15 protein-coding genes are annotated in these 21119 nt (G+C 51.3%); 3 read left to right on the plus strand and 12 right to left on the minus strand.

Going from position 1 to position 21119, the window contains the following annotated elements; translation table 11 throughout:
* Window positions 1-2: 2 nt before the first annotated feature.
* Window positions 3-1271: an LLM class flavin-dependent oxidoreductase gene (locus tag R5R33_RS07725; protein ID WP_318955443.1), complete on the minus strand. Its 1269-nt coding sequence runs from the start codon at window positions 1269-1271 to the stop codon at window positions 3-5.
* Window positions 1272-1476: 205 nt separating this feature from the next.
* Between R5R33_RS07725 and R5R33_RS07730 the strand changes: the two genes are divergently transcribed.
* Entirely contained in the window at window positions 1477-3201 is a 1725-nt protein-coding gene (locus tag R5R33_RS07730; RefSeq protein ID WP_318955444.1) for an arylsulfatase, read from the plus strand.
* Between the two features lie 302 nt (window positions 3202-3503).
* On the opposite strand, the gene R5R33_RS07735 is transcribed toward R5R33_RS07730, so the two are convergent.
* The 5 genes from R5R33_RS07735 to R5R33_RS07755 form a co-directional block, all read right to left on the minus strand.
* A complete protein-coding gene (locus R5R33_RS07735) occupies window positions 3504-6965 on the minus strand; it encodes an indolepyruvate ferredoxin oxidoreductase family protein (RefSeq protein WP_318955445.1) in 3462 nt (1153 codons plus the stop codon).
* Window positions 6966-6967: 2 nt separating this feature from the next.
* The gene (locus R5R33_RS07740) at window positions 6968-7870 is read right to left on the minus strand and encodes an alpha/beta hydrolase (RefSeq protein WP_318955446.1); all 903 of its coding nucleotides are present in this window, start codon (window positions 7868-7870) and stop codon (window positions 6968-6970) included.
* 102 nt (window positions 7871-7972) lie between these two features.
* Window positions 7973-9100 (minus strand): ABC transporter substrate-binding protein, encoded by a 1128-nt coding sequence (locus R5R33_RS07745; protein WP_318955447.1) that lies wholly within the window; start codon window positions 9098-9100, stop codon window positions 7973-7975.
* A 21-nt stretch (window positions 9101-9121) separates the two neighbouring features.
* Complete coding sequence (locus R5R33_RS07750) at window positions 9122-10096, minus strand: quinone oxidoreductase family protein (protein WP_318955448.1); 975 nt, start codon at window positions 10094-10096, stop codon at window positions 9122-9124.
* A gap of 42 nt (window positions 10097-10138) precedes the next feature.
* Complete coding sequence (locus R5R33_RS07755; protein WP_318955449.1) at window positions 10139-11269, minus strand: cupin domain-containing protein; 1131 nt, start codon at window positions 11267-11269, stop codon at window positions 10139-10141.
* Between the two features lie 245 nt (window positions 11270-11514).
* Between R5R33_RS07755 and R5R33_RS07760 the strand changes: the two genes are divergently transcribed.
* Together R5R33_RS07760 and R5R33_RS07765 are read left to right on the plus strand one after the other, a co-directional pair.
* Window positions 11515-12135: an NUDIX hydrolase gene (locus R5R33_RS07760; protein WP_318955708.1), complete on the plus strand. Its 621-nt coding sequence runs from the start codon at window positions 11515-11517 to the stop codon at window positions 12133-12135.
* Window positions 12136-12230: 95 nt separating this feature from the next.
* Entirely contained in the window at window positions 12231-12746 is a 516-nt protein-coding gene (locus tag R5R33_RS07765) for a flavin reductase family protein (protein ID WP_318955450.1), read from the plus strand.
* Window positions 12747-12941: 195 nt separating this feature from the next.
* On the opposite strand, the gene R5R33_RS07770 is transcribed toward R5R33_RS07765, so the two are convergent.
* The 6 genes from R5R33_RS07770 to R5R33_RS07795 all read right to left on the minus strand — a co-directional run bounded on the left by R5R33_RS07770 (window position 12942) and on the right by R5R33_RS07795 (window position 21037).
* Window positions 12942-14582 carry a long-chain-fatty-acid--CoA ligase gene (locus R5R33_RS07770; protein ID WP_318955451.1) on the minus strand — a complete coding sequence of 547 codons (1641 nt, stop codon included), beginning with the start codon at window positions 14580-14582 and terminating at the stop codon, window positions 12942-12944.
* A 101-nt stretch (window positions 14583-14683) separates the two neighbouring features.
* Window positions 14684-15538, minus strand: a complete 855-nt coding sequence (locus tag R5R33_RS07775; protein WP_318955452.1) for a fumarylacetoacetate hydrolase family protein — start codon at window positions 15536-15538, stop codon at window positions 14684-14686.
* Window positions 15539-15892: 354 nt separating this feature from the next.
* Window positions 15893-17377, minus strand: coding sequence for an AMP-binding protein (locus R5R33_RS07780; protein ID WP_318955453.1), 1485 nt, complete (start codon window positions 17375-17377; stop codon window positions 15893-15895).
* A 38-nt stretch (window positions 17378-17415) separates the two neighbouring features.
* The gene (locus R5R33_RS07785; protein ID WP_318955454.1) at window positions 17416-18252 is read right to left on the minus strand and encodes a p-hydroxycinnamoyl CoA hydratase/lyase; all 837 of its coding nucleotides are present in this window, start codon (window positions 18250-18252) and stop codon (window positions 17416-17418) included.
* Window positions 18253-18296: 44 nt separating this feature from the next.
* Window positions 18297-19694, minus strand: a complete 1398-nt coding sequence (locus R5R33_RS07790) for an aldehyde dehydrogenase (protein WP_318955455.1) — start codon at window positions 19692-19694, stop codon at window positions 18297-18299.
* Window positions 19695-19708: 14 nt separating this feature from the next.
* Window positions 19709-21037: an MFS transporter gene (locus R5R33_RS07795; RefSeq protein ID WP_318955456.1), complete on the minus strand. Its 1329-nt coding sequence runs from the start codon at window positions 21035-21037 to the stop codon at window positions 19709-19711.
* Window positions 21038-21119 lie beyond the last annotated feature (82 nt).

A 21119-nucleotide genomic window follows, 5' to 3' on the forward strand; every position in this document is an offset into this window, starting at 1 on the left:
AGTTACGCGGGTTCAGGAACCCCAAGCTTGGCTTTTTGAAGGATCGGAATCACCTGGCTCCAGAGCTCGTAGTTTTTCGCCAATTGCGCCTCATCCATCGTCGGCGGGTGGTACGCCATGATATTGCCTGCCCCGAGTCGCTCACATTGATCGATAATCTGTTCTGCCACGTTCGCTGGCGTACCAAAAATGAACTCATCTTCGGAAACATCCAATCCACCTTTGGCATTCAGTGTTGGCTTGTCAACGGAAACAGAATTCGATTGGCTTTCTACTTCATGTGGTACAGCGGCAGCATCCATGACGCCACTTTGCTTAACCGAATCAGCCGGTTCAGCTTCGATTTCCTGCCCTCGGCTCAGTCTGTCATAAACTGTCTGGAAGGTCTGCGCCATACGCTCCTGGTTAGCGACTTGAAATTCAGCGTGAAGCGCTTCCGCCTCGGATTGACTTGGCCACAGCATAATCTGACGTCTAATGCCAATATCATCCACACCGACATCCCGGCCAAGATTCGCAGCTTCATCCCGATAGGCGTCAAACGCCTCACCGGCCGCCCGAACAGATTGGAACCCGGTACAAACTTTGAAATTGCGATGCGCAGCGTCGCGGCAGGAGGTGTCGGAATAAATTGTCACCCAATGACGGCGACGCGATTCCTTGCGGGGAGGCGGCATGATTGTTACTTCATCAAAATTGTAATACTTCCCATTCATCGAAATCTTCGTTTCAGTTGATGCCATCTGGAGGAAATCAAGAATCTCCTTATACCGCGGGCGAATTTGATCAATTGGCATATCAATGAAGAAAAACTCTGGAGGCACGCCGCTAGATACCCCAATCTCGAGGCGACCACTCGTGATGTAATCCAGCATCGAAATTTCTTCGGCCAGGCGCCACGGCTGATGGAACGGTAGTACGTTACCCATGACGCCGATCTTCATGTGTTTCGTTCTGGCGGCAAGCGCTGCAACCAAAAGATTCGGGCATGGACTCATCGAGTTGATAAAATGATGCTCGCTGAAAAACACGCCTTCAAAGCCTACCGACTCGAGGCTGGCAAGCAAGTTGAGATTGTTATCGAAGGTTTTTTGAACCAGATTTTGGTTGTAGTAATCCGGAAGCGCCTTGCCCGGAACCTGATTGAACTCAAAACTCCATACTTTAATCATGCTGTCGCCCTCGTGAAATTTTGAACGATGATATATCAGATGGTTTTTTCTGTCACCATTTGATCGCTTCCATGGGCTATTTTCGGTCAATTTACCCATCGTTGACGCAGAGCCCCTGTTTGCTAATATATCAGGCGTGATATTCACGATTGTATAGATCCATGGCAGCTGGATAATTAATAGCCAGTTTCATTTTGACTTGTACCAGTCAGCACAGAATGCAACTGCGCGCATGGTATGCTGCCAATAGCGATTCTCCGCCAAGAGCGAGACTTCACAACTTACCAACCAATAATGAAAACATATGGTCCGTTGCACTTTCCCTAAGTTCCTATCAATAGCTGCGGGTGCAGCCTTGCTTGCCTGTGGCGCAGGATGTGATGCCCCGAATGAAATACAACCTGAGATTTTCCAACCCCAAAAATCAGCAGAAGAGGTAAAAAACAAACCAAATATACTGGTGATCGTGGCGGACGATTTGGGCTTTACCGACTTGGGTAGTTTTGGGGGAGAGATATCTACCCCGACGCTGGATGAACTTGCTAACTCCGGCACGAGATTTTCACAATTTCACGCCGGACCGATGTGTTCGGTTACACGAGCCATGCTACTTACCGGAGTAGATAACCATATTGTTGGCCTCGGTGCATTTAACCAGGCAACGGTCGCTCGGAACCAAAAAGGGCTGGCCGGTTATGAAGGTTATTTGAACAAGAGTGCCGCCAGCATGAGCGAAATATTTAGTTCTGCTGGCTACAATACTTATATTGCCGGTAAATGGCATCTTGGCACTTCTGTAGAAAATAGCCCGCCTGCACATAAGTTCACGCGTTCTTTCGTTTTAACCGATGGTGGTGCTGGACAGTTTAACGCATTACCTGCTGAGCCCTTTTCTAGACGAGCAGGTTTTAGAGAAGATGGCATTGCTGTAGATCTTCCCGACGATTTTTATTCGAGTGATTTTTATGCGGAAAAAATGATCGAGTATATAAAGCTGGATCTAGAAGAAAATCGCCCATTCTTAGGTTACCTAGCATACACCGCGCCCCATTGGCCGCTACAAGCAAAGCAGGAAACGATTAAAAAATATGAACATCAATATCTAGAAGGTTACGATAGGATCGCAGCTTCGCGTAGGGACCGCGCTTTAAGGCTTGGGATAATCGAGAAAGATGCGCAGCCCGCGCCATATCATGGTGATGAAATTGTTCCTTGGTCTGCACTGTCGGATCAGGAAAAACGTTACGAAGCAAAACGTATGGCTGTTTATGCGGCCATGATAGATGACCTTGATTTCGCCACATCTAAAGTGATCAACTTTCTTAAGGATATTGGGCAACTAGATAATACTATTGTCGTATTTTTATCTGATAACGGCGCAGAAGGGCATACGGTTGACACCATAGTCCCTTTGGTTAGGTTGTTTACGCTATTTGGTGAAGAATGTTGCGATAATAGCTATGAAAACATTGGCAATGCTGATTCTTTTATAGGATTAGGGCCAATGTGGGCACAGGCAAGTATCGGCGCACATAGATTGTATAAAGGGTTTCCAACACAAGGGGGAGTCATAGCCCCCGCATTTATCTATTACCCTAGGTTGAAAGGACCTACAATTTACCACGCACCTCTTTCAGTAAAAGATATTTTGCCAACATTAATGGAATTGGCTGGCATTCAGGACCATGGGGCCGAATTTGATGGGCGGCCGGTACATCCAATAGAGGGCAGGTCATTCGTATCCAATTTATCTTCTCATTCAGAAACTAACGACAATGAATTCACGATGGGATGGGAAGTTTTTGGTAAACAAGCAATCAGAGTCGGTGACTGGAAGCTAGTCAAACTTCCTGATCCATATGGTGATGACGAGTGGCAATTGTTCGACCTTCAGTCAGATCCTGCGGAAATGGAGGATCTTTCAGAGCGCTACCCAGAAAAACTATCGAGCATGAAGGTTTCCTGGGAAAAATATCAACAAAGCTCTAATATTATCCTTCCGGAGGGGCCATGGTGGCTTGAATACTAGCAGCTAGTTTATAGCGGCCGGCTATGCATAATCTGTATAACAACAAGACTTCAATTGTCTTTTTGCGCGCAGAGCCGCCAATACTATTTATTCTGATGGCCTTGGGGTACCCCATGAAGATCTCGATTACATCGAGTGCTCCGACCACTTTCGAGCCGGAGGTGGGATTTGATGATGGATATTACTGAATTATATATCGATTAGACGCGGATCTATCAGTTCTAATAAGTGCTGTGAAACTTATATCGCAATAAGATTAGAAGCTACATTCCCTGTAGCTTCAATGTTGAACGACGTTGTAATTAAACCGATCTCGCTATAGCAATAATTTCTGGCGTCGGCCTTCCTTCGTAATTCTCAATCGCATCCCGAACCTGACTCTCATACGCGGCCGTTGCCCGATCTTTAACATGGCCATATCCACGTACTTCTTGTGCCATTTCTGCTATTCGGGTGGCAGCATCAAGCTTTCCTTTTGATAGTTTAGCGATCAGACGTTCTATCAGGCTTTCGTAATCCCGTATTAGGCGCCGCTCGGTCTTGCGCTCAAGGGTGTATCCGAAAGGATCCATAACTGTTCCCCGAAGACGACGTCCTTTTGCCAGCAATCGAAACGCCGACATCATCCAGCTACCGTAGCTGCGCTTGCGCAAATGACCGGTCGCCTTATCACGATTGGCTAACATTGGTGGAGCCAAATGGAAGCTAATTTCGATTGGCCCGTCGAAGGTATTCTTGATGTCCTCCATAAATCTGCCGTCGGTATAGAGCCTGGCGACTTCGTATTCATCCTTGTATGCCATCAACCGAAACAAACTCTTGGCCACGGCAATCGAGAAGCTGCCGTCTCCGCCAACTTGGGCTTCCGCATCCGCCGCACGCTGTACTGTTGCCCGGAAACGTTTGGCATACTTTTCATCTTGGTAGTCCGTCAGGAATTCAGCGCGACGCTCTATAATTTCATCGACACTGATCTCCTCCGTATCCTCTCTCACACCGGCTTCCTGCAGCACCGCCTGTGGGTCGACGGCAAGCTGTCGTCCCAAAGTAAATGCAGCCAGGTTCATTTCCACAGCCGTATTATTTAGCGCAACTGCCTCTTTGAATGCGCTCAGTTCAAGCTGAAGCCAGCCCTTCTGCCATGCGAAACCCAGCATCATCAGGTTCGACGCAATTGCGTTGCCAAGCATGCGCTCGGCGATGCGAGTGAATGGGTAAATTGCAAAGTTTTCCTCGCCGGCGCGCAGTTTCATACGCTCTGTCAAAACATCTGCGTCCGGCATGGCGTTTCGGTTTTGCGTAAAATCACCGGTAATTGAAACGTCACCATTGGCTACGACACGGGTCTGATCCCTCTGAATGGCTGCCATTACGTCACGGCTATTACCCACAACCTCATCGCAGGCAATGACAAGGGTGGCTTCACCAGCCGGGATGCGAAGCGCGTTTATTGGCTCACTGGAGACGTGGACATGACTTACCACCGCGCCTCCTTTCTGCGCCAGGCCTACCTGATCGAGAATTCCGACTTGCTTTCCGGTGATGTGCGCGGCCATTGAAATCAAGGCACCGATCGTGACAACCCCTGTGCCACCAACCCCGGCGACAACAATTCGCTCATGCGCACTATTCTGGCTATCAGGCAGGGCAATGGCCACTTCACTAAAGAGTCTACTGCGATCAGTTTGGCTACGTTTAAGCGTTCCACCTTTGACGCTCACAAAGCTGGGACAGAATCCTGTCGTGCAGCTGTAGTCCATGTTACAGGTCGACTGATTAACCCGGCGCTTGGTTCCCAGCTCCGTCTCTATCGGCTCGATAGACAAGCAATTAGACTTCGCGGAACAATCCCCGCAGCCCTCACAGACCAGCTCATTGATAAACACGCGGGTATCAGGCGTGGCGATCTTGCCTCGCTTGCGCAGCCTGCGCTTCTCTGTCGCACAAACTTGTTCGTAGATGATTACGCTAACCCCGGAGCGTTCTCTCAACTCGCGCTGTAAAGCCTCGAAATCATCTCGATGCTCCACTCTTTCGACCCTGGACCGAACTGGATCTGCCGCTCCGTAGCGCTCAGGCTCATCTGTAGAAAGAATGACACTATCTACTCCTTCGGCGCGAACCTGATCAACAAGTTGCGAGACCGAAAGCTCGCCATCCACAGCCTGCCCCCCGGTCATGGCGACGGCGGAGTTGTAGAGTAGTTTGAACGTTATATTTACGTTTGCGGCCACGGCCTGGCGGATTGCGAGAAGGCCCGAGTGAAAATAAGTACCATCACCCATATTCGCGAAAATATGCTTTTCGTCCGTGAATGGTGCGAGCCCAACCCAATGGATGCCTTCACCTCCCATCTGGGCAAAACTGCCGTGGAACGGCCGGTTGTACGCAGCCAGACCATGACAACCGATACCAGCCAAGGCGCGACTGCCCTCAGGTACAACCGTCGATCTATTGTGGGGGCAACCAGAGCAGAAAAAGGGCTTGCGTACCACCGGTGCAATCGCCAACTCTGCCATCGTGTGTAACGCCGATTCGGCCGACTCGGCGCGTTGTGCCAGACTCTCATTAGCAAGCTGGGTTGCAATCACACCGCCTACGATAGCAGCGATGGCTTCCGGCGTAATATCTGCAGTTTCTGGCAGAAGACTCTCGCCATCCTCTCCATATTTACCCCATACCACCGGCCTGGTCTGCTCAGTATAAAGAATGCTCTTGATCTGGTTCTCAATGAACGCTCCTTTTTCCTCGACCACAAGGACAGTATCCAGGTCACGGGCAAAATTCTTGAGCCCCTCTGGCTCAAGCGGCCAGACCAATGCCGGCTTATACAGTGCAATCCCAAGCTCAGCCAACCGTCCTTCGTCCAGCCCCAATAATCGGAAGGCTTCAAGCAGGTCCAGCCAGCTTTTGCCAGCCGCCACCAGGCCGATTCGCGAGTCCTGATTTTTGAGGACGACCCGGTCCAGCTTGTTGGCGCGAACATAGGCGGCAACGGCAGGGAGTCTGAACTTGATCTGCCGAGTCTCCTGTTCCAGAGGAGTTTCGGGCCAGCGATTATGGAGCCCAATGTCCGGAACGACGATGTCAGGTAATACTGGCTGATCATCCAGCTCGTCAGTATCGATAGCACGGGTAGAGTCGGCCACCTCAGTGATGATTTTGAGTGCGGCATAGGAGCCCGTGTGGCGGGACATCGCAAAACCATGCAGCCCAAATGAAATCACCTCGGCCGCATCAGATGGATAAAACAGAGGGATATTTAGTGCCGCTACCACGTCATCAGAAGAGCAGACAACTGTAGACGATTTCGCGATGTGGTCGTCCCCAACGGCGAGAAGGACCCCTCCAAGCTCAGAGGAGCCTTGCGTATTCGCGTGTCGAAGTGCATCTGAAGCCCGATCAAGGCCGGGTCCTTTCCCATACCAGAGTGAAAATACACCCTCTACTCGCGCCGCTGAAGTCTGGTTGATCTGCTGGGTTCCAGCAACTGCAGTCGCTGCCAGCTCTTCGTTTACCGCTGGGCGCACTACGATGCCACGCTCTTCGGTCAGCCTACCCGCGGTTGCGAAAGCCGAATCGAGTGTGCCAAGAGGGGAGCCTCGGTATCCGGACACAAATCCGCCGGTCTTACGCCCCGCCGCTGCGTCGCGTTCTGCCTGAAGCAACATCAGTCGCACCAGAGCCTGGACACCGCTAATCAAGATTTTTCCTGATCGTTTTTCGAGCCGATCTGACAAGCTCACTTTTTGAGATATAGACATTGTCATGGCCTACAGGGGCGAACATGCCGTGCCAGAAAGTCAAACATGAACGCGTGGCCAGCCTTCCGGCCGTCCAATGCGGGAAATTTCATAAAGTCATGAGGCATTCCCGGAATGACATGCATCTCATAGGGGATTTGGTTTTGCGACAAGCGGGTTGCAAACGCGAGAGTGTGTGGAGTCGCGAAATCGTCACTCCCAGCCATCAGCAGAATCGGAGGTAGTTCCATTCCCGATCTGAGTCCATAGATTGGGCTGATCAGGCGATTCTTGCGTTCTTCATCAGTAATGCCCTCTGGCAGAAATGCATCGATAATGAAACTGCGCTCCTCATGCAGATCGTAAAAGCCCTCCATTCCAACTACAGCGGCTATTTGCGGTGCATCTTCGTTATCGAGCAGCCGGAACATCGTGCTTATAGCGAATGAAGCGGCTAACGAGTCCCCCACAATCACAAGTTTGTTCCCATCGCCCCCATAGGTAGCAGCGTTATCTTTTATCCATAAGGCCGTTTCGTACAAATCGTTTGATCCCGCCGGATATCGATGCTCTGGTGCAAGTCGATAATCTGGCGTGACGGTAACATAGCCACTATTCGCGAAATCACGGGTAAAGCGCCGGTAGGACTGCGCACTACCTGCGCAGCCGCCATTACCATGACACAGCAGCACTACTGGCTTGTTCTCACCGCTCCCTTGGGGGGTAGCAATATCCGCAGTGAAATCCGGTGTAATCTGTACTCCTTCATGGTATGCACTGACAGCTGGCAAGGGCTCACTGTTCTTTCGATCTTCAAGGACTGCCGTCAGAAACGTTCGGTATGCTTCGATATCTGTAGGCATTCCCCGTTTCATGACATCCATGAACATGTTTTGAACGAATTCTTGATCGTTTTCGGAAATCACGCGTTTCTCCCAGAAATTTGTAATAGTTATTTGTGATAGTGAAAAGTTGGGTAAATTTCTGTTTGGGACCTGAACCGATTACTTTCCACTATGCGCTCTTTTTTACTCAGTGGTTTCGTATCTCAGTAACTCGAGCGGCAGCGTCTCTGTATCACCGGTCGGCATCCAGATACCTCCTTTCAGCTGCATTGGCTGAACGGCAGAGACACCCATGTGCCTTTTTGGAGTGAATGTGACTGGTGGCAATATTCCGGTTTCCTGAGCATCGAGCCGTTCGAATGCCGCCACGATCTGACTCGTATCGGCCTTCCCTTCGATAAGATCCAGTGCATGGGTAAATAATCTGGTATGGGCAAAAGCAGTCAAGGACATGAAATCTGGCGGCTGATCTGGAAAAAATCGCGCCATGGCTGACCGGTAGGTATCAACGGCGGGGGTAGAAGATTCTGGCCCCACAATTATCGACGCATAACCTTTCATGCCATCGAGTAAATCACCGCCGCGCGCAGCGGTGGATTGCGTCACGTTCGCCGACCAGGAATACAGCGGGATATTGTGGCCGCGACGTTGCAGCTCTTGGGTGACAGCGATCAGTTCGGGCCAATTAACCAGTACTATGATCGCGTCGGGCTTCCGGGAAAGGATCGCATCCGCCATCGCCGTACCATCGGTACAACCCAGCTGAACTTCGACACATTCGATACTAGCGTCATTTGCACACACTTCAGAAAAGACGCTACACGATTGCTGAGCCATGAGAGGCATGACTTCCGGGTAGTGCGGATGCAATACGGTAACCCGTTTATGCCCATCGCGTGCCACCCATTGACCGAGCAGATGGCCGAAATCGTTGAACGGCGCCTGCACACCATAAACCCCCCATTGCGGGGGCTGAAACCACTCATCCGCCCCTCCGAATGGGAGTAAAAGTGGGACACCCTGTGATCGAAGATAAGGCATGGCGGCCGTGATCTGAGGGGTACCGTTCGTATTCAGTAATGCGACCACTTCATCTTCTTCTACCAGCTTCCGGAACGCTGATGCAGTAACCTCAATATCGTAAGCGCTGTCCTCAACAATTAACTCAACAGGGCGGCCGTGATGACCACCTTGCTCGTTGTACAACGATATACATGCTGCGGTGCCCGCATGCATCATTGGCCCATTGACGCGTAATGCTGGAGGCCCGGTAAAGGGCACCACCATTCCAATCTTGATTGGTTTGGTCATCTGTTACTAAATCCTTGAGGTTCAGGGTAACAGCACAAGCGAGCCTGATGTCCTGCGGGACTCCAAGTCCTCATGTGCTTTTGCGGCGTCTGCGAGCTCATAACGGTGATTGACGGCAATGCGAATCCGACCGGACTCGACGTGATCCAACAGCTCCCGTGAGAGCTCCTCTCTCTCGGCGGGATCGGCGACGTAGTGCGCGACCCCGGGCCGTGTCACGTAGAGCGATCCATTGAGTACCAGTTCCATCAGGTTCAGGTCTGGCGGAGCGCCCGATGCCGTACCAAAACTAACCAGCAAACCTCTGGTCTTCACGGATTTGAGTGAGCCTGCAAACGTCAGCTTTCCGACGCTGTCGTAAGCAACGCTGACCCCTTGCCCATCTGTGATATCCCTGACTCGGGCCGCCAAATCCTCAGTGCTGTGGTCGATCACATGGTCACAACCTGCCGCTAGAGCGATCGCGATCTTATCTTTGCTGCCAACGGTGCCAATCACGGTAAGCCCCAGGGCTTTCGCCCATTGCACCGCAATCTGGCCCACCCCGCCTGCCGCCGCCGTAAATAAAATGGTGTCACCCGCTTGCAGTGGCCACATTTTGCGTAAAAGATAACCGGCGGTCAGACCCGCCGACATCATGCCCGCCGCCGCTTCGAAATCGATCGCGTCGGGCAATTTAGTCAGAACGGAGGCTGGCAAATTCCGCTCGGAAACGTAGGAACCAGGTTCGCTCGCACCATAGGCGACGCGATCGCCTGGAACAAAGGCCGTTACCCCTGGCCCGACGGCTTCGACCACGCCAGCTGCCTCAGATCCCGGGCAAGCAGGTAACGTCGCGGGAAAAATGCCCCTACGATAATAGGTGTCCGCAAAATTCACGCCGATAGCGTACTGGCGGACCCGCACCTCACCAGCGGCCAATTCAGGAAGCTCCAGCTCTTCAAGGCGAAGCACATCTGGCCCGCCTGCGGTAAAGAAACGTATGGCCTGTGTCACAACTTTCTCCAAAATCTAAACGCATTAAGCCGCTAAATTTTCTTATGCCTTTGGCGGGTGGAACTGGAAACCATGCGCCGCGATCTTCTGCATAAAATCTGGATCCGCCATCGATTTTTCGCCATATTCGAAGCCGCGTTCGTGCCCGCCCGGTGTATTTATAGAGAAAAATTTCACTGGGTTATTGCCTTTGTTGGCAAAAGAATGCGATGTAAAGCGCGGTGCAAACCCAAACGCGCCGGTTTGAGCAATTTCTGTCGTACCGTCGCCTACGGACAGAACCATCGGACCCTCGGCCACAATGAAGAGTTCGTCTTCTGTCGGCTGATGATGCGATGGAATCATTCCGCCCCCACTGAGGCTGGTGAAGAATACCGAGGCGCTGGCCCGCGCCTGTTCGGGCTCAAGGAGCACATGGGTCGCATTACCGCCAACGGCAATTGAACGATAACGCTCGGGTGTTTTTACAAGCTGAGGGGTTGGCAGAAGCTTGGACCAGCGCTTCCGAAGCGCCTGATACTCATCGAGACTGGTAATTGGTCCGTCAACACGCTCTGCTGGCTCGTTCGTGCGAACATCATTTGGCATAGGCTTACCGCCTGTGAACTGAAAACCATATCTTTCAAGAATGGCATGATATTCAGCGTCGGAGGCATCAGGGCGTTCACGCCACAAGGCATGAGCCTCGGTAAATGCGCGATCAGCCCCAGAGGGCGTATAACCGATATAGACCTCGGCAGGCTGAGTGCTTTTATTGGCAATCGCCTGAGTCGTTTGCGCTGGAATGAACGCGCTGGACAGTCGCTCCATAACATCACTGACCGAGCCCACGGTTGCAATAACTTCACCGGCTAGCACGTACCAGAAAGTGTCACTTTTCTCCAAATAGTGAGCCGGAAGCTCTGCGCCAGGAGCAAGGATCACACTATGAAAACTAAATCGCCCGCTACTCTCCTCGCCACACAGAAGCGTTCGGATGTCAAAACCTGACCAGCTGCAATCGGTGCCTTCATCGCGGGCCGTAACAAGCTTGGGAACAGATGGCATTTCAGCCCAGCGCGCACGAAGAGTCTCAACTCCATCTGGGCCCTGAACATCGCCCACCAAAAGATCAACCGGGGTGTTTACCCTTGAATCGGTTTCCTTGTTTAACTCCATGTCCGGATAATTCATCGAATGCCTCCACTATTAGTTGGGTAGGTACACAACATTTCGCGTAATCAGAAGCCAATACTGCGCACCCGCTTAAAGTTAACCTGATATATCACGTACCCTGAACACTGTAAAGCATCTATAGTAAATACTGGGACTATTCTCGGGTAGACGAGCAGACAACTTCCAATCTAATATATCATCTGTTGCTTTGAGGAGTCGTTGCGCCTCGCCCGATACCACAGAGTTAGAGGAGAATTGTGGCTATGAAATTCTGCGGAGACTGCGGAGGAGCGGTGATCCTGCGCGACATCGACGGGGATTCCCACTCAAGATTAGTTTGTACAAAGTGCGAGAAAATTCACTATCAGAATCCACGAGTAATTGTCGGCTGCCTGATCCATAACAACGACCGTGTACTCTTATGCCGGCGACGATTCAACCCTGCTGCAGGCAAGTGGGCACTGCCTGGAGGTTTCGTAGAGTGTGGTGAGACTCTTGAAGAGGCGATTGCACGCGAAGTCGAAGAAGAGACAGGAATAGTTCTCGATGAGTGCGACCTAGATTTGCATGTTGTGGCAAGCCTGCATTGGATTAGCGAAATAAATATTTTTTATCGTGCGCACGTGGACCATGCGCAGGCACTCGCTGGCCCTGAGTGTGAAGCAGTGCAATTCTTCAGTGAAGACGAAATTCCTTGGACTGCACTCTCTTATCCAGAGCTGGGGACTTACCTTAATCTTTTCTTTCAGGAAGTCCGTTCCGGAAAGTTTGCAATTTCCTCCACGCGCATTCGAGGTCAGTCTGCAATTTTACGCCGACACACAATAGAAAAAACGCAAGAATTGCTCGAGGTAAATCCGAATTCTACCGCATTCACACAATAAAATAACTGAATTGACGCGCGTAGGCATCACATCTAATATATCAGATGAGACCTTGAAACATAGATCAATAAGTAAGCCAAGAGCCAGAGGTTTTGATGGAAATAGAAATTAACAAGAGCGTTGGCTCGCTGTTTCGTACAGCTCTTCGCGGATTGGCCAGTGGTGTTGTAATCATTTCATCCAGAAATGCGGAGGGTCGGTTCGCAATGTCAGCAACCTCTATAACCTCCTTGTCAATGGATCCGCCGTCGCTTCTGGTTTGCGTTAATAAACAGGCATCGATATATCAGTCACTGCAACCAGGAAATGATTTCGCCATCAGTATTCTGAGCAAGCAAGATCAGATGCTTGCGGAGATGTGTGGCGGCAAGGCCCAGGGCGAGGCGAGATTTGCATCCAGTCGCTGGCTCGATGACAGTGGCTTGCCTATTCTAAGCGGAGCACAGGCTACGATTCGTTGTAAAATCGAGGAGCGCCTAAGTTATGGTACTCACGGTGTATTTATCGGATCAGTTAAATCTTGTGAGGTTTCCGACACGATTGATCCTCTGGTTTATCTCGACGGACGGTACGTAGGAATTGACTCAATGAGTACTTGTTCAGAAGTGTAGAGTTCGAGCCGCACTCTTTTAAGGGACTATCTCTCAGGTGGCTACCATCGCTCCATACAGACTGGTTTTCTGTATGGAGCTTTTTTTCGCCCGGGATCAATTTGAAGAACATCCGCCCGATACCCCGGACGATAAGCACAAAAGGCCTGTCGTATATCTACATAACCAAGCTCGTAGATATACGACAGTTAGTCATTACTCGCAGTCGGAAAACTGATACTCTGCAAACTGAACTCGCAGATCTTTTTTGCTGATCTTTCCTGTTGCTGTGTGTGAAATTTCGTCGACAAATTCAACACCATCCGGCATCCACCACTTAGCAATCTTGCCCTCAAGCCAACCGAGCATATCGAGTTTCTCAATTGCAGTTTTGCCTGACCGAACAATCAACAGTAACGGACGCTCGCCCCACTTGGCGTGACGAACACCAATCACCGCAGCTTCAGCGACGCCGGGATGGCCTACGGCAACATTTTCTATATCAATGGAACTGATCCACTCCCCGCCGGATTTTATGACGTCCTTGGTACGGTCGGTGATTCGCATGTATCCATTGGCGTCCATGGTTCCTACGTCCCCTGTGGCGAACCAACCATCTTCGTCGTGCGAACCATAAACACCACCAGAATCCTTGAAATAGCCACTACTGATCCATGGACCTCGGACTCGAAACTCACCTACGGACTTACCATCCCATGGAAGCTCTTCGCCATTATCATTCACGATTTTAATACTGACGCCATAAATTGGCCGTCCCTGCAACTGGCGAATAGAGTCAAGTTCCGCCTTTTCGAGCTGTTCCATACCGGGTTTCAGCGAATTAAGAGCACCCAGAGGACCGGTTTCAGTCATGCCCCACGCATGATGCACCTCCACCGCATACTTGTCTCGGAACTCATCCATGATCGAAAGAGGGCAAGCTGAGCCGCCGACAACGACACGTTGAAGCGACGGTACATTGCTGCCGCTTTCACTGAGAAACTTGAGCAGCCCAAGCCAAACCGTAGGCACCCCGGCCGAGAATGTAACTTCTTCTTTCTCTATCAAGGAATGGAGTGTCGCACCATCACCCATCTTCGCGCCGGGGAACACCATCTTAGCCCCGACCATTGCAGCCGTGTACGGAAGGTTCCAGGCATTGACGTGGAACATAGGCACAATCGGCATAACCACATCACGGATCGAAATATTCATCCCATCGGGAAGTGCAGCTCCATAGGAATGAAGAACTATTGAACGGTGTGAGTACAATACGCCTTTCGGGTTGCCGGTTGTTCCCGACGTATAACAGAGGGAGCAAGCATCAGTTTCATTGAGCTCAGGCCACGAGATCGTGCTGCGAGTATTCGCTATGAATGACTCATAACTTTCCGCACCTCGCAGGGTCGTTGTTGGCATGTGCTCATCGTCCGTCAATACAACAAATTTTTCGATGCATGCAACGCGATTTTGAATTGATTCCGCTAAAGATATGAAATCCGGATCAAGAAAGAGTATGCGGTCCTCAGCATGGTTTACGATGTACTCAATCTGTTCTTCAAACAGACGGGGATTAATTGTGTGACAGATGAAGCCGCTACAGCCTACGGCGTAGTATATCTCTAGGTGGCGATAATCATTCCAGGCTAGAGTAGCTATCCTATCCGACCGTTTGATGCCGTAGTCGATCAAGGCATTGGCAAGCTTGCGAACACGGAGGAATGCATCTTTGTAGGTAAACCGGTGTAGCGAGTTGTCCTTAGTTACTGAGACGATTTCACTATCTGGAAACTGCCTTTCGGCGAACTCCATGATGCTAGTCACGGTCAACTGTGAGTCCATCATCAGACCCTTCATACTTTGATTCCTTATTTATGTTTATTGTTTTTCATGATTCAGTCTCTTAAGAAGATGAATCTATTTTAAGACTTGTTACATTTTCAGAAGTAACGAGAAGATTAATGTTCCTGATCACGAACGCCGTTAACAAGTGTTCCTACACCCTGAACCTCGACTTCGACCTTGTCTCCCGCCTTCAGTAAATTCTTCGTGGTAAATCCAATGCCTGCGGGCGATCCTGTCACGATGACATCGCCAGGTTCAAGCCAGGTAAACTCTGAGATATACGAAACCAACTCTGCGAACCCAAAAATTAGATCCTCGATAAACATTTCTTGTACCAGATCACCATTGAGCCTTGTTGTGAGACTAAGTGCTGAGGCATCAACTTCGTCGCTGGTAACCAAATATGGACCGAACCCACCGCTTCGGTAAGCATTTTTTCCAGCTGTGACCTGATTGGATGACATCTGATACTCGCGCGCACTGCCATCGTTAAACGGTGCGAAACCTGCAACACAGTCCATGGCCTTCGATATGGATACGTTACGGGCGCGTTTTCCGATGATTAGGGCGATTTCACCTTCATAGTCAAAAGCATTTTCTAGTGCTGGCTTTTCCAGGTCCTGCCCGGACGGTACCAATGTTGCTGAACTTCGCAAAAATAGAATTGGTTTTGATGGCTTTTCCTCAAGCCGAAGTGCCGCCTTGACCTCCTCAAAATGAGAATGTGTGTTCAAGCCTACACACCAGATCGTTCCGGGATTTGGAATCGGCGGCAATAGCTCAACCTCATCGATAGAGATAACCGAATTACTAGCTGCTACGGCAGCGTGAGCGGACTCCATAGCTGGCCGTCCTGCGGCAAGAAAGCTCTTTAAGTCAGGGGCAATGTCAGTGAGATCAACGATATAGTCACCCCGAATAGCACCGAACCCGGTCTTGCCCTTATTTCTGTAACTGCCAAATTTCATTCTTCGAACCTCTGTCAATACTGAAATACCGACGCGTAATATTAATCCATGGCACATTTGCTTTATTACGGCTATGCAAGTAGCGAAATCGGCGCTCCCGAATCACGAGGAATCCAATTAGCTGGATCCCTACCGGGACAGTTCAATCGCTCTGCCCCATTGTCAATACACTCGGTGCATTAACTACTTTGCACAGTGGGGTAAGCAAGCTTGCCACCGCGGGCCAAGTTCTACATCGGCGGGTAGCCCTTCAATCGCCTGATACCGTAATTATCAAACAGAGCACGAGCCTCTCGCGCTCCCAGCTTGCCTTTGTGTGGATCTGTTGAAGTAAAAGGAATCACTAATCTACTATTAGGCAACACTCACTTCCTTGTTGTCCCGGTATTGCAGCCGAAGGCTAGACTTCAATAGTTTACCGGCACTGTTACGTGGCAATTCCGCTATTCGTTGAGTTACCTTTGGTATTTTGTAGCGGGCTAGTTTTCCGGACAAAAATTCCGAAAGTTCTACCGCAGTTACCTCACTGGTATCGCTGACGTAAAACACACAGCCTACTTCCCCCCACTTTTCGTCAGGAATACCTATCACGGCGACTTCCTTGATGCCGGGATACCGCACCAACAGTGCTTCGATTTCCGCGGGATACACGTTTTCCCCACCAGAAATAAACATATCTTTTTTGCGATCGACGATATAAAAGTAACCGTCTTTGTCGATGCGGGCGATATCCCCACTTCGGAACCAACCGTCTTCGGTAACAGCCTCTCGATAATCCTCATCCCGGCCCCAATATCCTACGGTCATGTTAGGGCCGCGAATCTGTAGTTCACCTGATTCACCTGTGGCCAGGGGGATGCCCGTAGGACCGACGATCCTGGCCTGAACACGTGGCGTCGGAACGCCAACCGATCCGGCTTTAGCGGCGATGATGTCCAGGTCGAGCGGCATACCGAACACCGTGCCACACTCGGTGCTGCCGTAGCCGTCAACGATAGGGATACCATCGTGCACCCACTCCATGATCCGAGCCGCGGAATGCGGTGCACCACCAGTAAACAGGGCCTTGAGGTATTTCAACTGAGAAGGGTCATAGGCATGCTGTGTGCGCAGGGAAAGTGCCATTTGCGGCACGCAGAAGTAGTGACTGACTCCCAGCGTCGGGTCTCCCAGTCGTTCCAAGGTGCGCTCGGGAACGAAAGCATCCGAAATTAATAGGGTTCCGCCCAACATAATCGGCGCGCGTACAGAGGTGACCAGGCCAATCACATGGAACATTGGTGACTCGCAGAGAAACACACTGCCAATACTTACTTGCCCCAGTAGAGCAAAGTTCAGTGCCGTCTCGCCGATATTGCGCTCGGTCAGCATCGCGCCCTTGGGGCGGCCGGTGGTACCCGAGGTGTATAACATCAGCGAGGGCGTATCAATGCTCACAGGCTCAGACTGATAGGGAGACAGTGCCGATGCTTGTTCAAGTAGCTCGTCGATATTGAAATACTCAATCCCCAGGGCTTTGGCCAACTGGTCAGCCACGAGTAGACGTGGCTGACAGTCATCGAGAAGACCATATATTTCTGCCTCTGAGAGGCGCCAATTTAAAGGGACAAAGATCATGCCGGTACGTGCGCAGGCTAAATGAAGAATAATCATTTCCGCACGATTGCGAGACAGGCACGCCACACGCTCGCCCGCGACAACGCCGCGGTCGAGTAGAAATGTGGCGCAACGGGCGACTAGATCTTCGAACTCTGAGTAGCTCAGAACCAGATTATGAGCCAGATCGCGGATAGCAAGCTTGGTTGGTCTTACTGTTGCGTTGTATTTAACATAATCCATGGTATCGGATCTCATCCCCGGTCATTAAAACAGCCAAATCAGGATTCCGTGGATCGATCATAGGCACCCAGTCCTGGTTTGTATGTTTTGTCATCGATAAACTGTTTAATACCTTCCTTACGCCCTTCACCATCGAAGAAGTTGGCAGCTTCCTGGGCGCGTATCAGGTAATCCTCTGCGTTGTCGTATGTCATTTCCATAACCCTTCGGACAGCGTCCTTGGTTGCTTTCAGAGCGACCGGATTCTTTCCGAGAAGCACCGTGGCTACTTCGGTTACTCTGTCTTTAAGTGATTCTGCGGGCACAGCCTCATTGATTAATCCCCACTTGGCTGCCGTTTTACCGTCAATATTTTCACCCATTAACGCGTGGTACATAGCGTTGCGCATGGACAGAAGATTGGTCGCTACCTTTGTTGCGCCGCCGCCGGGAAGAATGCCCCAGTTGATTTCACTCAATCCAAATTGGGCGTCCTCTGCCGCAAACGCGAGATCACAAGAATGCAATGGACCATAGCCGCCACCGAAGCACCAGCCATTTACCATGGCAATCGTTGGCTTGTGGTACCAGCGCAGGCGACGCCACCAACCGTAGGCTTCACTCTGTGCCTGGCGGATTGCGCCGAGGCCCCGCGCTTCGGTTTCACGGAAATATTCCTTAAGATCCATGCCGGCACTCCAGGACGTGCCCTCGCCAGTTAGCACCAGGACACCGACATCATCGCGATACTCGAGGTGATCAAGTACGCGCATCATCTGGCGATTTAGCTTGGGGCTCATACAGTTGCGCTTTTCCGGTCGATTAAACTTCACCCACGCAATACCACCTTCAATGGTGTAAGCCACGGTATTTTCTTCTGTTCTATCCACTGCCATTCTTTTCTTCCTCATTCGATATTCAAAAAATCAGTGATAACTTACTAGATAGGAAAGTGTCCGGGCTGGGTTTCCACTGTAATCCAGCGCATCTCCGTAAACTGGTCGATACCGGCCTTGCCGCCAAAGCGGCCATAACCGGAAGCCCCCACACCACCAAATGGCATTTGGGCTTCATCGTGTACGGTAGGGCCGTTCACATGGCAAATGCCGGAGTGGATTTGGCGCGCCACACGCAGCCCCCGAGCCGCATCGCCACTAAACACCGCGGCACTTAAGCCGTATTCGCTGTCGTTGGCTATACGGATTGCATCTTCCTCGTCCGCGGCGCGGATCAAGGCGCATACCGGCCCAAAACTTTCATCGGAATACAGTGCCATTTCTGCGGTGATGCCATCGATCAGAGTGGCGGGCATCAAAACGGAATCTCCTTTACCACCAGAGAGAATCTTTGCGCCCTTGTTGATAGCGTCGTCGATCAGTGCGTTCACTTTTGTCACCGTGGATTGATCAACAACGGCGCCGAGTGGTGTCGTGCCCTCGCGGGGATCCCCGGTCCGCATATTTATCACCTTCTCAGCCAATTTTTTCGCGAATTCATTTGCGACCGCGTCGACCACAATCAGTCGCTCGGTGGACATGCAGATCTGGCCCTGGTTCATGTACGCACCGAATGAGGCGGCTTTCACTGCCTCGTCGAGGTCAGCATCTTCCAGTACGAGCATCGGTGCCTTACCACCAAGTTCCAGCAGGCAGGGCTTAAGGTGCTCTGCAGCACGCTTGGCAATGACTTTGCCTACAGCGGTGGAGCCGGTAAAATTGATGCGTTTGACTCCCGGGTGATCGATCAGTGCGCCGACTACCTCTGGCGCATCCACCGGGGCGTTGGTCACTATGTTGACTGTCCCCTCGGGAAAGTCCGCTTCAGTGAGCGCCTCGATGATTAGTGCATGAGTTCGGGGGCACAGTTCGGATGCTTTGAGAATGACAGCGTTTCCGCACGCCAGAGCTGTCGCGATCGCACGCACCCCAAGAATAATGGGGGCGTTCCAGGGGGCAATGCCGAGAATCACACCTACAGGCTCGCGAATGGCAAGGGCAAGGCAGCCCGGCTTATCGGAAGGAATAACTTCACCGGTGATCTGGGTCGTAATCGAAGCGGCCTCACGTAGCATGGATACTGCCAGGGTCAGGTTAAACATGGCCCAGCCTCGGGTAGCCCCGATCTCGTTCATCATTGCCTCGACCAGTGATTCCTGTTTACCTTCCAGCGCCACGGCGGCCCTCATCAACACGGCCCTGCGAGCGTTGGGTCCCTGTGCCGACCACTGGGCAAACCCCTGCTCAGCCTTCTTGACCAGAGCGGGCATATCGGAGGCCTGCATAGCCAGTGCGGAACTCGCTGTTTCGCCCGTCAAAGGATTCTTGCGTTCAAAGTTCATGGTTGCCTCACAATTTATTGAAGTTGCAGGTTGCTGATGACTGGGTTTTGTTTCGTAGTGGGCTTAAGTATCAAAAGAGCGAGCGCAGCCACCAAAGCGCCTGTGCCCATAACAATGGAAACCGTCGGAAGATCAAAATCAGCATTAAACAGAAAGCCAGCAATGACGGGGCCGAGGGCCGCCCCACCTCGCCCCAAACCAATAACAACGCCGGTGCCACTGGCACGAATGTCCGCGGGGAAGGTATTAGCCATTAACGCGTAAAAGCCCACAACGCTGGCATTAGTGAAGAATCCGGTGGCTGCGGCCATCAGGGCGAGCTCACTGAGACCGGTCTGGCCATGGCCGAAGGCTGAAACCATCACGAAGGAGATCAACAAAACGGCAATCAGCAATTGGCGTAGAGGAACCCTGGAGGCGATGATACCGAGTAGAAATGCACCGGTCGCACCGCCGATATTGGCCCAGACCAGCACACCACCTGCCGCCGTAGCCTCGTAGCCCATGTCGACGACGATCTTCGGGATCCACTTCAGGATGAAGTAAAACGTCATGATGAGCATGAAATAGGCCACGATCATCAGAAAAACAGGCGTACGGAAGTCTGGCGAAAACAGTTTATGAAAGGTTGGTCGTTCGGCGTCTGCAGAGATGGCCTCCAGTTGAACGATAGCCTTGTGGCCCATCCTGGACAGTGTTCTGTTAATTTTTTCCAGGGCATTGGCCGGGCGTCGCGCTGCCAGGAACTGGACGGATTCGGGTAAGAAAAGCCAGGTCAGTAAGAGGAAGACGCCAGTTACAATTGAGCCAAAGACGAAAATCGCTCGCCAATCATAAAACTGCAGTAACAGGGTAGATAAGCTCCCGCCGACAACTGCACCCAACGGATATCCTGACGCCATGAAAATTACCGCTAGGTTGCGGTATCTGCGATTGGAGAACTCAGCGGCCATGGCATTCGTAGAGGCAAGCATTCCACCTATACCCAGGCCGGTAATAAAGCGTACCACCAGAAGATAGCCAACACTGCCCACAAGAGACGCGGCGTACATACCCAACGTCATTATCAGTAGGCAAAACACGATCGTGGGGCGGCGTCCGTGTCGATCCGCCAATCTGCCCAGCAGTATCGAACCTACTGCCATCCCGAACAATTCGGCCGCGAGTACAATACCAAGCTCCGCTCGATTGATAGACCACTCCATCGCTATTCCCGGCGATGCAAAACTGATTGCCAGAACATCGAAACCGTCGAGTGCATTGAGAGCAATACACATCACCACCACGAAAATTTGAAATCCGTTCATGGGGGCGTTGTCGATCATCGTCTTGGGATCAGACATCTAAGCCTTCACTTATTATTGGTGTTTTTAGGCTGCTACGATTGTGCGGGCAGCACCATCGTCGATTTCGCTTAACCTTCTG

The organism is Microbulbifer pacificus (assembly GCF_033723955.1).
Classification (GTDB): domain Bacteria; phylum Pseudomonadota; class Gammaproteobacteria; order Pseudomonadales; family Cellvibrionaceae; genus Microbulbifer; species Microbulbifer pacificus.